The sequence below is a fragment of the Streptomyces sp. NPDC050535 genome, assembly GCF_044457665.1.
Lineage (GTDB): Bacteria > Actinomycetota > Actinomycetes > Streptomycetales > Streptomycetaceae > Streptomyces.
Window position 1 is genome coordinate 342757 of sequence record NZ_JBITHE010000005.1, and the last position, 14799, is coordinate 357555.

Annotated in this window: 13 protein-coding genes; 3 read left to right on the forward strand and 10 right to left on the reverse strand. The window is 72.1% G+C overall.

The features are described from left to right. Positions 1-76: 76 nt before the first annotated feature. The 6 genes from efeB to ACIBLC_RS14695 form a co-directional block, all read right to left on the reverse strand. Positions 77-1429 (reverse strand): iron uptake transporter deferrochelatase/peroxidase subunit, encoded by a 1353-nt coding sequence (gene efeB / locus ACIBLC_RS14670; RefSeq protein WP_399211270.1) that lies wholly within the window; start codon positions 1427-1429, stop codon positions 77-79. 8 nt (positions 1430-1437) lie between these two features. Next, positions 1438-3405, reverse strand: a complete 1968-nt coding sequence (locus ACIBLC_RS14675) for a copper resistance CopC/CopD family protein (protein ID WP_399211271.1) — start codon at positions 3403-3405, stop codon at positions 1438-1440. A 13-nt stretch (positions 3406-3418) separates the two neighbouring features. Further along, positions 3419-3880, reverse strand: a complete 462-nt coding sequence (locus ACIBLC_RS14680) for a copper chaperone PCu(A)C (protein WP_399211272.1) — start codon at positions 3878-3880, stop codon at positions 3419-3421. Beyond that, on the reverse strand, positions 3877-4530 hold the full coding sequence (locus tag ACIBLC_RS14685) for an SCO family protein (protein ID WP_399211274.1): 654 nt from the start codon (positions 4528-4530) through the stop codon (positions 3877-3879). Before ACIBLC_RS14685 ends, ACIBLC_RS14680 begins: the two co-directional genes overlap by 4 nt. Before the next feature lie 104 nt (positions 4531-4634). After that, the gene (locus ACIBLC_RS14690) at positions 4635-5384 is read right to left on the reverse strand and encodes a YcnI family protein (RefSeq protein WP_399211275.1); all 750 of its coding nucleotides are present in this window, start codon (positions 5382-5384) and stop codon (positions 4635-4637) included. 200 nt (positions 5385-5584) lie between these two features. Beyond that, positions 5585-6433, reverse strand: coding sequence for a hypothetical protein (locus ACIBLC_RS14695; protein ID WP_399211276.1), 849 nt, complete (start codon positions 6431-6433; stop codon positions 5585-5587). Between the two features lie 526 nt (positions 6434-6959). Between ACIBLC_RS14695 and ACIBLC_RS14700 the strand changes: the two genes are divergently transcribed. Then, positions 6960-7445, forward strand: coding sequence for an ATP-binding protein (locus tag ACIBLC_RS14700; protein WP_399211277.1), 486 nt, complete (start codon positions 6960-6962; stop codon positions 7443-7445). A 10-nt stretch (positions 7446-7455) separates the two neighbouring features. Here the strand turns inward: ACIBLC_RS14700 and ACIBLC_RS14705 are convergent, their stop codons facing one another. Continuing rightward, positions 7456-8286: a hypothetical protein gene (locus ACIBLC_RS14705; protein ID WP_399211278.1), complete on the reverse strand. Its 831-nt coding sequence runs from the start codon at positions 8284-8286 to the stop codon at positions 7456-7458. Between the two features lie 156 nt (positions 8287-8442). Between ACIBLC_RS14705 and ACIBLC_RS14710 the strand changes: the two genes are divergently transcribed. Then, entirely contained in the window at positions 8443-9399 is a 957-nt protein-coding gene (locus ACIBLC_RS14710; protein ID WP_399211279.1) for an intradiol ring-cleavage dioxygenase, read from the forward strand. Between the two features lie 9 nt (positions 9400-9408). Then, on the forward strand, positions 9409-10248 hold the full coding sequence (locus ACIBLC_RS14715; protein ID WP_399211280.1) for a triphosphoribosyl-dephospho-CoA synthase: 840 nt from the start codon (positions 9409-9411) through the stop codon (positions 10246-10248). Positions 10249-10327: 79 nt separating this feature from the next. On the opposite strand, the gene ACIBLC_RS14720 is transcribed toward ACIBLC_RS14715, so the two are convergent. The 3 genes from ACIBLC_RS14720 to ACIBLC_RS14730 form a co-directional block, all read right to left on the reverse strand. Continuing rightward, positions 10328-11578 carry an MFS transporter gene (locus ACIBLC_RS14720; protein WP_399211281.1) on the reverse strand — a complete coding sequence of 417 codons (1251 nt, stop codon included), beginning with the start codon at positions 11576-11578 and terminating at the stop codon, positions 10328-10330. 195 nt (positions 11579-11773) lie between these two features. After that, positions 11774-13144: a PLP-dependent aminotransferase family protein gene (locus ACIBLC_RS14725; protein ID WP_399211282.1), complete on the reverse strand. Its 1371-nt coding sequence runs from the start codon at positions 13142-13144 to the stop codon at positions 11774-11776. A gap of 138 nt (positions 13145-13282) precedes the next feature. Then, complete coding sequence (locus tag ACIBLC_RS14730) at positions 13283-14743, reverse strand: aminopeptidase P family protein (RefSeq protein ID WP_399211283.1); 1461 nt, start codon at positions 14741-14743, stop codon at positions 13283-13285. Positions 14744-14799 lie beyond the last annotated feature (56 nt).

Below are 14799 nucleotides of genomic sequence, written 5' to 3' on the forward strand. Positions count from 1 at the left end.
AACCGCCCTGGAGTGCGAAGGCCGGCCCTGCGGAATCGAACGCGGCGGTGAGCGGCCCGCGCCCGGAGCGGACCGCTCACCCCTCGAGCAACCGCTGTCCCACGTACTCCCCCTCCGCCGCCCCGCCCGGCACCGCGAACAGTCCGCTCGACTCGTGGCGGATGAACTCGGAGAGCGCGTCGCCGCGGTCGAGCTTGCGCTGGACGGGGACGAAGCCGCGTACCGGGTCGGCCTGCCAGCAGACGAAGAGGAGGCCCGCGTCGGGCACCCCGTCGGTGTCGAAGCCGTCGTGGAAGGAGAACGGCCGGCGCAGTATCGCGGCGCCGCCGTTCTGGTCGGGGCGGGTGATGCGGGCGTGCGCGTTGATGGGGACGACCAGGTTCCCGTCGGTGTCGGTCTTGTCGAGGTTCATGCCGGTGGTCTCGGAGCCGCCGCTGAGCGCCGCTCCGGTGGACTTCTTCCGCCCGATGACGGCCTCCTGGGCCTGCACCGAGAGCTGCTCCCAGGTGTCGAGGAGCATGCGGATCCGGCGTACGACGGCGTAGGAGCCGTTCGCCATCCAGGCCGGGTCGCCGGAGGCGGGGACGAAGACGCGCTGGTCGAAGTCGGTTTCGGACGGCTTGGGGTTGCGGGTGCCGTCGAGCTGGCCCATCAGGTTGCGGGCCGTCATCGGCTGGGCGGTGGCACCCGGCGTGCGGTTGAAGCCGTTCATCTGCCAGCGCACGCGGGCGGCGCTGCCCGCGTCCTTCTGGATCGCGCGCAGGGCGTGGAAGGCGACCAGGGCGTCGTTCGCGCCGATCTGTACCCAGAGGTCGCCGTTGCTGCGTGCCTTGTCGAGGTGGTCGGAGGAGAAGTCGGGGAGCGGGTCCAGGGCGACCGGGCGTTGCTTCTCCAGGCCCGTACGGGCGAAGAAGCTGTGCCCGAAGCCGAAGGTGACCGTCAGGGAGGACGGTCCGGCGTCACGCGCGACGTCGGTGTCGTCCTGTGCGGCCGCCTCGCCGGCCATCAGCCGCTGGGCTGTCCTCGACCAGCGGCGCAGCAGTGCGGTGGCTTCCTTGCGGCCCGCGCCGGCCGCGAGGTCGAAGGCGATGAGATGGCCGCTGGCGTGGAGGGCGGTGGTGATGCCGGGCTGATGTTTCCCGTGAAACATCACCGTGTCCATGCCGAGCGAGGTGAGCGGTACCGCCTTGCCGGAGGGCGCGGCGGCGTACCCCGTTGCCGCGCCCGCCGCGCCGAACGCGAGTCCGGTGGCCCCGGCGGTGCCCAGCAGTCGCCGCCGCGAGATGCCCTCCTCGGGGGAGGCGTTTTCGGAAACGGCCTCCCTGGGGGGGACCACTTTGAGGGTGCCCTCTTCGGGGGAGGCGTGCGGGGACGTCTCCCGGGCGGCGCCCCCCTGGGAAGGGGCTCCCGGCGTGGACTGGTCAGCCATGGTGTGGTTCAGCCGATCTTCGCGTTCTTGTCTACGGTCGCTTGGTCGATGTCGGAGGTCCGCACGGTCACGGCGATGTTCCAGTCGCCCGCGATGGGGAGTTGTACCCCGGTCGCCGTCCAGTGGCCGGTGGCGATGCGGTCGGGGGTCACGGGCAGCGGGCCGATGTCCTTGGCCTCGAGGGTGAAGGCGACCTTCACCTCGGGGACGTCGAAGGCCTTGCCGTTGGGCCGCACCACGTAGACGTGCATTTCGTTGCCGCCGACGCGGGCCGGGTCGAGGGTGACCTCCACGGTGCCCTTGCCGTCCTCGCCGCCGGTGTCGAACGGGAGCTTCAGGGAGAGCGGTCCGGACTGCTGGGAGGAGGCCGAGGTGGCAGCTTTGGCCTCTTCTTCGGTGCGTCCCGGTTCGGTGGACGTCAGCACCGTGGTGACCGCGAGGAGGACGACCGCGACGCCGGCCTCGGCGAGTACGGAGCGGCGCAGGCCGGAGCGGAGCGGGTCGGCGTCGCGGAGGCGCTTGTCGCGGGTGCCGTCGACAGCGGCGCGCTGCCGGGCGAGCTGGGCCGCCCGCTGGGAGTCGCCGGAGCCCGCGGAGACCTTGGTGCGCGTCTTCGCGCGCTGTTCGACCATGCCCGCCGTGACGGTCTCCGGAACCGTGGTCAGCTGCCCCGTCCAGCGCCGGGAGATCCAGGCGATGCCGACGAGGACCACGACCAGGCCGATCTTGACGAGCAGCAGCTGTCCGTACGTCGTGTCGGTGAACGCCGACCAGGAGCCGACCTGCCGCCACGACTGGTAGATCCCGGTCACGACCAGCGTGATGACGCTGGCGAACGCGACGCGGGAGAAGCGCTGGACGGCTGCCGCCTCGATCTGTGCGTCGGCGGGGGCCCGGAACAGGGCCACGAGCAGGGTGGAGAGCCCGCCGAGCCAGAGGGCGACGGCCAGCAGGTGCAGGACGTCGACGGGCATCGCGATGCCCGTCTGGATGCCGGCGGAGGCGTGTTCGGCCATCGCCCAGGTCGCGGCGAGGCCCGCGGCGACGACGGCGCCGCCGATGGCGAGTCCGAAGGTGAGGTCCTTCTTCTCCTGGGCGAGATCGGCGCCGTCGGCGTCGGTGCCGCTTCCGGCGGCCTCGTCGCGCTTCACGTAGGCCCCGAAGAGGACCGCGATGAACAGCGCGCCGGCGGCGAGCAGCAGCAGTCGTGACACCAGTGCGGCGCCCGACTTGGTCTGCAGTACCTCGGCGAGCAGCGTCAGGTTGAAGATGTCGCCGACCTTGCCGGAGCCGACGTACGAACCGCGCAGGAGCAGCAGTGCGAGGGTGGCGGTGGTCAGTGCGAGCCATCCGGCGACCACGAGCCGCTGGACCGGGCGGACTCCGGCGCCGCGCTGCCAGCAGGCCAGCACGAAGGCCGCGCCGCCGACCAGGAGGATGAATCCGGCGTACGAGAGGTAGCGTCCGGCCTCGTAGAGCGCGCCGACGACTCCGCCGCCCACTTCCTGGGCGGAGACGGCCACGGAGGTCTGTGAGGGCGCGCCGATGGAGAAGGTGAAGGCTCCGGAGACGGGGTGGCTGTCGGCCGAGACCACCTGGTAGGTGACGGTGAACGTGCCGTCGGGCAGCCCCGAGTGCAGTTTCACGGCGTAGGTGGTGCCGCTCGGGTTGGTGGCCCTGCCGGTGTCGACGCGCTCGCCCTTGGGGTCGAGGACCTGGAGGGCGCCGTCGGACAGGGCGATCTGCTCGGAGAACGTCAGTGAGATCTGGGTGGGTGCCTTGTCGACCACCGATCCCTGTGTCGGGTTGCTGCCGGTCAGCGCGGCGTGCGCGGAGGCGGGCGCGGCGCCTGCCAGGAGCGCGCCGGCGACGGCGAGGAACAGCAACAGCAGCGTCCGTATCCGCACGGTGCCACGACGTCCGGCGCCGCGTGTGGTGTCACGCACGGCGCCACGGGGAGCGATGGTCCGCGTCACAGGTGATCCTTCCTCAGTGCCCGGTCTTCGGGTTGTACGTCGCGGACTTCACCGGCATGGAGATCTTCACCGTGCCGGACTTGGTGAAGTGCAGCTCCACCGACACCTTCTCGCCCTGCTTCGGCCGGTGGGTGAGCTTTTCGAACATGAGGTGGTTGCCGCCGCTGGCGAAGTCGAGGGTGCCGTCGGCGGGCACGGCGAAGGACTTCTCCTCCTCCATCGTGCCGTCCTTGGTGGAGTGCAGCGTGACGTCGCCCGAGAGGTCGCTGGTGACCGAGGTCAGGGTGTCGGAGCCGCCGGTGTTGGTGACGGTGAAGAAGCCGGCCGCCATGGTGTCCATGCTCGGGGCGGGCATGTAGGCGCCGCTGACCTTCAGGCGGGGCTTGGCGGTGGCGTTGGCTGAGCTGTTGGCGCCGCAGCCGGCGAGTGCCAGGGCCGCGGCGGTCACCACGGCGGCTCCCACGGTGCGCCTCACGGGTTCTGTCCCTTGATGAGCTTGGGGAGGTCCTTGATGTAGTCGTCGACGGTGGCGTCCTCGCCGTACAGCACGTAGCCGCCTTCGGTCTTCGGTGAGAAGGCGATGACCTGGGTGCCGTGCACGGAGACGAGTTTGCCGTTCTTGTCCTTCGACGTCGGCTCGATGGAGATGCCGAGGGTGCGGGCGCCGGCCTGGATGGTGGCGAAGTCGCCGGTGAGGCCGACGAAGTCGGAGTCGATGCCCTTGAGCCACTTGCCGAGCGCGGCGGGGGTGTCGCGGCCGGGGTCGGTGGTGACGAACACGACGCGGAGCTTGTCCTGCTCGGCCTTGGGGAGTGCCTTCTTGGCGACGGCGAGGTTGTTCATCGTCAGCGGGCAGACGTCGGGGCAGTGGGTGTAGCCGAAGTAGACGAGTGTGGGGTCGCCCTTGGTCTCCGCGCGGAGGTCGTACTTCTCGCCCTCCGTGTCGGTGAGGACGAGGTCCGGCTTCTCGAACGGCTGGTCGAGTACGGTCGCGGCCTTGCCGGAGTCGGCCTCGACGGACACGTCGGCGACCGCCTTGTCGCTGTCGTCACCGCTGCCGCAGGCGGACAGGGTCAGAGCGGCGGCGGCGAACAGGGCGGCCGCAGCATACGTCTTCTTGCGCATATCAAAATGTCCCAGATGTGAGGGCCCGGGTCGGCACCGGGGTCGTACGACGGCCGGTACGGCGCTGTCGTACGACCTCCGGTGCGCTCCGGGAGTGCGATGGATCAGGCGTTGGTACGCCGGCGGCCGGCCAGCACGCCGTACGCCACACCCGCCACGCCGATGACGATGCCCACGACGCCGAGCACGCGCGCGGTGGTGTCACTGCTGTCGGTGGAGGAGGCGGCGACCTCGGTGGTCTCCGCGTGTTCCGCGGAGGCTTCGGAGGCTTCGGCCGTGGGCTCTGCGGAGGCGTCGGACCCGTGGTGGCCCTCCTCGCTCGCCGCGCTGAGCGCGAGCACCGGGGCCGGGTTCTCGGGCTCCTCCGCGCCTTCCTTCTGCTCCTCGATCCAGCGGACGACATCCTTGTTGGAGTACGTCTGGATCGCCTTGAAGACGAGTTCGTCGGTGTCCTCGGGGAGCGCTCCGACGGAGAGCGGGAACTTCTGGAAGTAGCCGGGCTCGATGCCCTTGCCGGTGGCGGTCCAGGTGACCTTGGTGACGGCCTCGGAGATCGACTCGCCGTGCAGTTCGAGTGGCTTGTCGAGCTTGGACTTGGTGACCTTGGCGGTCCAGCCGGCGACCGGCTGGGGCATGACGGAGGCCAGCGGGTGGTCGGTCGGGAAGTTCACCTCGAGCTTGGTGGTCGAGGCGTCGTCGCGCTCGTTCGGCACCTTGAAGTTGACCGTCGCGTAGCCGCCCTTGGCGGCCTCGCCCTCCGGCTGCACGCTGACGTGCGCGAAGGCGGGGCCGGACAGGACGAGGACGGCCGAGGCGGCGAGGGCACCGGTGGCGGCGATACGGGAAACCTTCATGACAGGAAGCACTCCACTGTGAGTCCGATGACCGGACGGGATCCGGTGAGCCCGGACGGGATCCGGTGAGCTGGGGGCGCGCGTGATGCGCGATGCGCGTGCGGAAAGCCGCCCGGAAGGCGCCTCTTGAGGGCGCCGGGAACGCGGGCACGCGCGTGTGCCGCACGACGGCAGCCCCTCGGTGGAGTGGTGGCGTCGCGTCAGGCAGCGAGGACGTGCGCGGTGGCGGACGGCGGTCCACGCCGGACGACGGTGTGCTGGAGCGCGGCGGCGGGGGGCTTCGGGGGCGGGAACAGTGCGGGGCGCTGGGTGCGCGGCGCCGCGTCCGGCGTACCGGGGAGTCCCGCACGCAGGGCGCGTACGAGTGCGAGCGCGGCGCGCAGGGAACGTACGAGCGCCCCCTCCGCCACCCCGTGCGCCGACAGCCTGATGAGGCGCAGCAGCGCCATGTCCCCGCGGCGCAGCACCCACCCGGTGGCGACGGCCGCCAGGACGTGACCGAGGAGCATCGGGAGGGAGGGCAGCACGGACATCGAGGAGCCGGCCGCGGCCGACATGACGTCCGTGGAGTGGTGCATGGACTGCGTCATGTCCGTGTCGACGCGGGCGTCGGCGAGGATCCGCTGGGCCTGCGCGGGGCTGATCGCCGCCGTGGTCGCACCGCAGAGCAGGCTCGCGGCGCGCTGGACGAGCGAGGCGTCGGTCATGACCATGCCCGACCCGGTACCCGATCCGCCGGTCGACGACATGGCCGAGGCCATCGTCGTACCGCCGTGCTGGCCGAGTCCGAACAGGGTGTGCAGCACGGTCTGGCCGGTCGCGAGGACCGCCGCGATGCCCGGCAGCGAACGCTCGCGTCCGGCCAGCGGCGCGGCGACGGCGAAGACCGCGAGGAACCCGGCCGCCAGGGTCCACGAGGGGACCGTAGCGGAGGAGGCGAGCACATGACCGGCCGCGGCCAGCACGACGCAGACCGCGGCGAACACCGCGGCCCGAAGCATCCGGAGGTCGTATCCGGAGCGCGCCGTGCGCTTGTGGGGGGCAGTCATGGCGGGCTCATCATCGCACTGGGCTCACCCCTTCCATACGGCAGGTCGGGAAAGTCGCCGTGCGGCACGGAGCGCGACGGTCCGGGCGACCACCCGCCCGCGGGCGGATCCGTACGGTTCGCCTCCACCGATCGGTACGGCTCGCGAACACCGAACTGTTCGACTCGCGTGCACCGATCGGTGCGCCCCGTGTGCAACGGACCTTGCGACCCGCGTCCACCGGACCGTGCGGTCCGCGTGCACCTATGCGCGCCACACGCGTGGACGCGATTCGAGCCGCCCGCGCGAATGGATCGGTGCCGCCCGCGCATACGGATCGGTGCCGCCCCGTGAACCGATTCGCGCCACACGCGTGAACCGGTCCGCGTCATCCGCGCCCACGGAGGCCCCCGCCGCCTGCACATACACCGACTCCTGTCGCCCGCGCATCCGCCGTATGGGCGGCATCACGTCAAGTGGGCGATTGCGCACGTGTGGTTGCGGCAATACGTAACGGTATGTCGAGCCGCGGCCGGGAGGCTGGAGCATGAGCATCTGGTGGTCACTCCATTTGCGGCGTGAAGCCGCGAGCGTTCCGCTGGCCAGACGTCTGCTGATCGGCACGATGGAGACCGCGGGCGTGGACCCGGACGTCTCCTTCGATCTGTCCATCGCCCTGAGCGAGGCCTGCGCCAACGCCGTCGAGCACGGCGGCGACACCACCGCGCAGGGCGACTTCTCCGAGGCGTACCGGGTGACCGCCTACCTCGACGGCGAGACCTGCCGCATCGAGGTTACCGACTCCGGACCGGGCTTCCCCTCGGGCCCCGAGGTCACGTCGGGCCGCGCCGCCCGCACCCCGCTGCGCCCGGTCACAGCCCGCGCCGACGCCGAGAACGGCCGGGGTCTGTGTCTGATCCAGGAGCTCGCGGACCACGTCCAGATCGGCAACAAGCCGGGGCGGGGCGGCGCGGTGGTCAGCTTCGACAAGATCCTCAAGTGGCGGAAGGACGCGCCTCTCCTGGCGGTGTAGTCCTCGTCGCCTACCCCGGGGCGCGGGTCCGTGAGGTGTCGAGCTCCGCGAGCAGGCGCACGAGAGCCGCCCTGCGGTCGCTGCCGCCGGGCAGGCGGGAAAGACACGCCCGCAGCGCGTCGAGGTGCTCGAGCCGCATCCTGCCCGCGCCGCTCCTGGCGACGATCGCCCTGATCGCGTGGAACCCCCAGTACTTACTGAAGGCGTGCTCCTCGCGCAGTACCGCTTCCGTCAAGGCGTCCAGGAACATCCCGTCCGGGCGGGCGTACAGGCGTGCGTAGGCGGCGAGTCGGGTCCCGGGGTCGGCGGAGTCGAGCCTGGCGGCGACGTCGAAGTCGCCCATCCGTGGGGAGAGGGCCACCAGGTCGGCGAAGATCCGCTCCATGCGGTCGGTGCGCGCGGGGCCGCTCTCCTCGTGCTCGCGCACCCAGGTGTAGTCGGCGGCGAGTCGCTCGACGGCCGCCTTCGCCTCGCCGTCGGGCGTCTCCTCCAGTTCCGTACCGCCGGTCGCCACGAGGGCGATCCGGGCCGCGCGTGACGCGTCGTCCGCCGCCCCGCCTGCCCGTGCCGTGGCCTCCTCGGTCGCCTCGATGCGGTTGACGAGCTGCTTGTACTGGAACTTCGCTCCGCCCGGCAGTTCGATGCTGTCGAACAGGTCGCCCAGCCACGGCACGACGGCCACCGCGAGGAGCAGCGCGGTGACTCCGTCGACGGCGATCCCGGGTGCGACCGCGTGCACGACCGCGGCTGCGAGCGCCGCGCACGTGATGACTCCCGCGATCACGTCCCGCCGCCGGCTCTGCCCGTCGCCCGGACCACCCCGCACATCCTCCTCAGCCATGACGACCACCCTGGCAGAGGCCGCCCGGCGCGCGCCGGGGAATCCGATCACCGGCCGCGCACGTACCGGGCGCCCGTTTCAGCTTTCCCAGAGTCCACAGTCAACTGACAGCGCCACCCCATGTCCTTGACGGGTGACACCCCTAATTTTCCCAGCATGACGGGAAGCCACAAAGAGAAGACGATCACCCGGCGCCGCGCGATCGCGGTGACCGGAGGTACGGTCGCGGCCGGCGGGCTGGCGGTCGCGGGATACCAGGCGGCGTTCGCCGACGACACGACGACCACCGCCGTCGCCGACGCGTCGGCCTCGGCGAGCTCCACCAGCGGCGGCCAGTGCGTGCTGATGTCCAGCGTCACGGAGGGGCCGTACTACCTGGACGGCGCCCTGGTGCGCAAGGACATCACCGAGGGCAAGAACGGTGTCCCGCTGACGCTGCGCATCACCGTCCAGGACACCACCGACTCCTGTGCCCCGGTCGCGGGCGCCGCCGTGGAGATCTGGCACTGCGACGCCTGGGGCTACTACTCCGGCTACACCACCGCCAACCCCGGCGGCTCCGCGCCCGCCGAGAGCGAGGACGGTTCGACCGCCGACGACAAGACGTACCTGCGCGGTTATCAGGTCGCCAACGCCAACGGGGTCGTCAAGTTCGAGACGATCTTCCCGGGCTGGTACACGCCGCGCACCTGCCACATCCACGTCAAGGTGCACACCGGCGGCGAGAAGGAGGACGGCACCTACGAGGGCGGCAAGGTGAACTTCACCGGCCAGCTCTTCTTCGACGACGACATCGCCGCGGAGATCTTCACCCTGGAGCCGTACTCCCAGCACTCCGGCAGCTACACCAAGCTCGCCGACGACATGGTGTACGAGGACAACGGCGCCGCCGGCGGTCTGCTGACCCTGAAGGCGGTGCACAAGAAGGACCCGTCCAAGGGCTACAAGGGGTCCATCATCCTGGGCATCGACCCCGACGCCGAGAGCACCGGCGCGGGCAGCGGCGGCGGTGGTACGCCCCCGAGCGGATCCCCGGGCGACGCGCCGACCGGCACGCCGCCGAGCGACGCCCCGACGGACAGTGCCTCCCCCTCCGCCTCGGCGTCCTCGTAGGATCCGCCCATGAGCAGCCGCGAGGACGAGACGCTCGCGCGGGCCGCCGTGGCCGCGCTGACCCGGCAGTTGGAGCTTTCCCCCAAGCCCGGACTGCCCGACCCGCGCGACCTCGACGCCCGGGCCACCCGCCAGGACCACTGTGCCCTGCGCTGGTCGGCCAAGGCGCTGGCGCCCGGCCTCGCGGCGATGGCGGCCGCCGCCCGCCGCATCGGCGGGCCCACGCCCGAACTCCGTACGGAACTGGGCGCGATCGGCCGGTCGACCGAGCACTCGGTGGCCCTCGCGGGCGGCGGACACCGCGGCGCCCTGTGGGCCCTCGGGCTCCTGGTCGCCGCGGCGGCCCTGGAACCCCGGGCCGCCGGGGTGGACGTCACCGCGGCCGCCAAACGGATCGCCGCACACCAGGACCGGCGGGCACCCCGGCGGCCCTCCCGGGGGTCGTCCGTCTCGGCGAAGTACGGCGCGGCCGGGGCGCGGGGCGAGGCGCGGGCCGGATTCCCGCACGTACGGCGCGCGTTGGAGGCGCTCGCCGCCGCCCGTTCGGCCGGCGCGCCCGAGCCGTACGCCCGGCTCGACGCCCTCCTCACCGTCATGTCCACGCTCCAGGACACCGAGTTGCTCTACACGGCGGGACCGCACGGCCTGCGCCATGTCCAGGCGGGCGCACGCGGAGTCCTCGAAGCGGGCGGTACGTCCACGGAAGCGGGCCGCGCGGCCCTGTCCGCCCTCGACGACGACCTCCACGCGCGCGCGTGGAGCCCCCGTGGCAGCGGAGGGCTGCTCGCGGGAGCCCTGTTCGTGGACTCGCTGCCGGTGATGGCCGGTTCACCGGCGGGGGCCGCCTGACGCGCCTGCTCGACGATCGGTTCGCCGGCACGGCTTCCCCGGCTATGCCCAGTTCGCCTGTACGGGCCTCCTGGCACGGTCAGTTCGCCGGTACGGGCTTCCTGACGAGCTCCTTCGCAGGACCGGCGGTCGCGGTGGAGGTCGCCCAGCGCGTCGCCGGTCCCATCGCGTACGAGGCGGCCAGCATCGCCCCGCCCAGAAGCAGCCACCCGGGCGTCCCCCAGCCCACCAGCAGCGCGGTCAGGACAAGGGGGCCCATCGTGCGGGCCACCGTGACACCGGTGCCGAAGAAGCCCTGGTACTCGCCCATGCGGTCGGCCGGAGCGAGGTCGAAGGCCAACTGCCAGGAACCCGCGGACTGCTGCATCTCGGCGACGACCTGAAGTACCGCACCTGCCACCAGAGCGCCCACCGCGACCCACGCCGGGACACCGGACGACAGGGCGAAGACCGCGCAGGACGCCAGCATGACGAGCCCTGAGCGGCGTATCGCGCGCGTGGCCGACGTGAGGCCCCTGACACCGCGGGCCATCCGTACCTGGAAGACCACCACCGCCGCCGTGTTGAGCACGAACAGCGCGGAGACCAGCCAGGCGGGCGCCTCGGTCCGCTCGGTGATCCACAGAGGGATGCCGAGGCTGAGCAGCGGCATCCGCAGCAGCAGCACGGTGTTGAGGAACGTGACCAGAACGTAGGGGCGGTCGCGCAGCACACCGGGGCCAGGACTCCGGCGTACGGCGACGGCCGCCGTCCGGGACACCGACGGCAGGCGCAGCAGCAGTGCCGCGCACAGCAGGAAGCTCACCGCGTCCAGCGCGAACACCCCGAGGTAGGCGGTCCGCGTCCCGGCGTGCAGCGCGAGCCCGCCCAGGCCCGCGCCCACCGCCAGGCCGGCGTTGAGCGTGGACTGGAGATGCGCGAGCAGCCCGGTCCGCTCCCCGGCCGGGATCAGCCCCGCCAGCAGTGCCTGCCGGGCCGCCGCGAGCCCCGACTGCGCGGACGCGTACGCGCACGCCGCCAGGACGAACGGGAGGAAGCCGCGTACGACGAGGAAGGACGCGACCGCCGCCGCGGTCGCCAGCGCCAGCAGCACCGCCGTGCCGCGCGGCCCGCGCCGGTCCGCCAGCCGCCCCAGTGGCACACCCACCAGCGAACCGACCGCCCACGCGACGGTCAGCCCGAGCCCCACCCGCCCGGGGGCGAGACCGACGACGTGCGTGAAGTACAGCGCCGATGTCACGTAGTAGGCGCCGTCTCCGACGGAGTTGGCCAACTGGGCCAGGGCCAGGACACGCTGCGGACCCGCGGGCGGGACGAGGGAGTTCGTCATGCCCTCGACACTAGAAGCGCGGTGGATCCCTATACAGGCCCAATCGGAGCGCCGTTCCATGGCCCAATTCGACGGACGGGTGGATGTCGAGGGTCGCTTGGGGAGACATGCCCACCAAGGCTCGCTACGACCGGCCAGCCCGCCAGAGCCCGCCTCGGAAGGCGCGCTCTCGCCACCGCCCGCCACAGGAACCCCTCAGCCGCCCTCCAGCACCCGCCCCAGCACCTCCAGCGCCTCCGGATAGGCCCGCTCCCGCGGCGTCCCGTACCCGACGACCAGACCCTGCGTACGGCCGCCGACGTCCGGCGTGTGCCAGTGCTCCCCCAGAGAGCCGACCGCGAGTCCCTGTTCCGCGGCCCGCGCCAACGCCTCGGCCTCGTCCGGCACTTCCACCAGCGCGTGCAGCCCCGCGGCGATCCCCCGTACGCTCCGCCCCGCCCCCAGCCGGTCGACGAGCCGGTCCCTGCGCCGCCGGTAGCGCAGACGGCACGCGCGCACGTGCCGGTCGTACGCGTGACTGTTGATCATGTCGGCGAGGGCCAACTGCCCGATGGACTCGGTGTGATGATCGCTGTGCAGCTTGACGTCGGCCACCGCGTCGACCAGGTGCGGCGGCAGCACCATCCAGCCGAGCCGCAGCGCGGGCCCGAGCGTCTTGGAGGCGGTGCCCAGGTACGCGACCTGGCCCGGTGCCATCCCCTGGAGGGCGCCGACGGGCTGCCGGTCGTAGCGGAACTCCCCGTCGTAGTCGTCCTCGACGATCAGCGCGTCACGCGCGCGTGCCCAGTCGGTGAGCGCCCGACGCCGCTCGGGGTGCAGTGTCACGCCGGTCGGGTACTGATGGGCGGGCGTGAGGACCACGGCGTCCGCGGCGGTCAGTCCCCCCGCGCAGGCCCCGCGTTCGTCCACCGGCAGTGGCACCACCCGCGCGCCGCCCCGCCGCACCACGTCCCGGTGGAACGGCAGCCCGGGGTCCTCCATGGCGACCGTCCCGCCGTCCAGCACGCGCGCGAGGAGCGCGAGCCCCTGCACGTACCCGGAAGTGATCACGATCCGCTCCGGCGGCGCGAGCACGCCCCGGGCCCGGCCCAGGTACTCCGACAGCGCGGTCCGCAGCTCGATGCGGCCGCGCGGATCCCCGTAGTCGTACGCCCAGGAGGGCGCCGTCGCGATCGCCCGCCGCAGCGCCCGGAGCCACGCCGCCGCCGGGAACGCCCCGACGTCCGGGCTGCCCGGCCGCAGGTCGAAACGGGGCGCACGCGCGCGTGGAGCACCGGCGGCCGCCGGCACGCCGTCCGCGGGCAGCGCCGCCACGTCGGTGCCCGAACCCTGCCGCGCCGTCAGGTACCCCTCGGCGATCAGCTGGTCGTACGCCGCCTTCGCCGTCCCCCGGGAGACGCCCAGCTCGGCCGCCAGCCGCCGGGTCGCGGGCAGCCGGGTGCCCGGCGCGAGCCGCCCGTCGCGCACCGCGTCACGCAGCGCCCGCTCGAGCCCCGATCTGCGCCCCGCGGCCACATCCGGTTCCAGATGCAGGTCCACTCCGAAGCCGGACCAGAAGTCGTCCACGAAAAGCCGCCCCCCCGGGGACCGTGTTCTCCGCCTGTGCCCGACACGCCTCCCCGGGCACACGAATGGCCGGGCACCGCCTCGGATACCCGGCCATCGATGTCGTATCAGCCCTCCAGGCCCTTGTAGGGCACTCTGTCAGGCCTTCAGGGAGGCCATCCACGCCTCGACCTCGTCGGAGCGTCGCGGCAGCCCGGCCGACAGGTTCAGGTTCCCGTCCTCGGTCACCAGGATGTCGTCCTCGATCCGCACCCCGATACCGCGGTACTCCTGCGGCACCGTCAGGTCGTCCGCCTGGAAGTACAGGCCCGGCTCGACGGTCAGGCACATGCCCGGCTCCAGCGTGCCCTGCACGTATGTCTCGGTGCGCGCGGCGGCGCAGTCGTGGACGTCCATGCCGAGCATGTGACCGGTGCCGTGCAGGGTCCAGCGGCGCTGCAGGCCCAGCTCCAGGACGCGCTCCACCGGACCCTCGACGAGGCCCCACTCGACGAGCCGCTCGGCCAGCACGTGCTGCGCGGCGTCGTGGAAGTCGCGGTACTTGGCACCCGGCCGCACGGCCGCGATCCCGGCCTCCTGGGCCTCGTACACGGCGTCGTAGATCTTCTTCTGGATCTCCGTGTACGTGCCGTTGACGGGCAGCGTGCGCGTGACGTCGGCGGTGTAGAGCGTGTGCGTCTCGACGCCCGCATCCAGCAGTAGCAGGTCACCGGAGCGGACCGGGCCGTCGTTGCGCACCCAGTGCAGCGTGCAGGCGTGCGGCCCGGCGGCGCAGATCGAGCCGTACCCGATGTCGTTGCCCTCGACCCGCGCGCGCAGGAAGAAGGTGCCCTCGATGTAGCGCTCGCTGGTCGCCTCGGCCCTGTCGAGGACCTTCACGACGTCCTCGAAGCCGCGCACGGTCGAGTCGACGGCCTTCTGCAGCTCACCGGCCTCGAACTCGTCCTTGACCAGCCGGGCCTCCGACAGGAAGACCCGCAGCTCCTCGTCGCGCTCGGCGGTCACCTTGTCGTTGAGCGCCGCCTCGATGCCGGCGTCGTGGCCGCGTACGACCCGGACCGGACCGGTGGCCTCGCGCAGTTCGCCGGCGAGCTCGCGGACGTCGGAGGCGGGGATGCCGTACAGCTGCCCGGCCTCCGTCAGGGAGTGGCGGCGGCCGACCCACAGCTCGCCCTGGCCGCTGAGCCAGAACTCGCCGTTCTCGCGGTCGGAACGCGGCAGCAGGTAGATCGTCGCCTTGTGTCCGCCCGTGGTGGGCTCCAGGACCAGGACGCCGTCCTCGGTGAGGTTGCCGGTCAGGTAGGCGTACTCGACCGATGCGCGGAAGGCGTATTCGGTGTCGTTCGAGCGGGTCTTCAGGTTGCCCGCGGGGATGACCAGACGCTCGCCCGGGAAGCGCGCGGAGAGCGCGGCACGGCGGGCGGCGGTGTACTCGGCCTGCGCGATCGGCTCGAGACCGTGCAGCTCCGTGTCGGCCCAGCCGGACTTCATGTTCTCGGCCAGCTCGTCGGACACGCCCGGGTACAGCCCGTTCTTGCGCTGCTCGATCGGCTCTTCGGAAGTCTCGTCCGGGGTCTCCGGGTTGAGCTCGTCCGCCACGGTCTGCCTCCTATATACGACTCTGGACCCCCATCATCGTACGGTCGTACGTAAGG

Excerpts from the sequence above, each read along its gene's own strand:
- efeB (WP_399211270.1), bottom strand. The coding sequence starts at position 1,429 with ATGGCTGACCAGTCCACGCCGGGAGCCCCTTCCCAGGGGGGCGCCGCC.
- ACIBLC_RS14685 (WP_399211274.1), bottom strand. The coding sequence starts at position 4,530 with ATGCGCAAGAAGACGTATGCTGCGGCCGCCCTGTTCGCCGCCGCCGCT.
- ACIBLC_RS14690 (WP_399211275.1), bottom strand. The coding sequence starts at position 5,384 with ATGAAGGTTTCCCGTATCGCCGCCACCGGTGCCCTCGCCGCCTCGGCC.
- ACIBLC_RS14695 (WP_399211276.1), bottom strand. The coding sequence starts at position 6,433 with ATGACTGCCCCCCACAAGCGCACGGCGCGCTCCGGATACGACCTCCGG.
- ACIBLC_RS14700 (WP_399211277.1), top strand. The coding sequence starts at position 6,960 with ATGAGCATCTGGTGGTCACTCCATTTGCGGCGTGAAGCCGCGAGCGTT.
- ACIBLC_RS14705 (WP_399211278.1), bottom strand. The coding sequence starts at position 8,286 with ATGGCTGAGGAGGATGTGCGGGGTGGTCCGGGCGACGGGCAGAGCCGG.
- ACIBLC_RS14710 (WP_399211279.1), top strand. The coding sequence starts at position 8,443 with ATGACGGGAAGCCACAAAGAGAAGACGATCACCCGGCGCCGCGCGATC.
- ACIBLC_RS14715 (WP_399211280.1), top strand. The coding sequence starts at position 9,409 with ATGAGCAGCCGCGAGGACGAGACGCTCGCGCGGGCCGCCGTGGCCGCG.
- ACIBLC_RS14720 (WP_399211281.1), bottom strand. The coding sequence starts at position 11,578 with ATGACGAACTCCCTCGTCCCGCCCGCGGGTCCGCAGCGTGTCCTGGCC.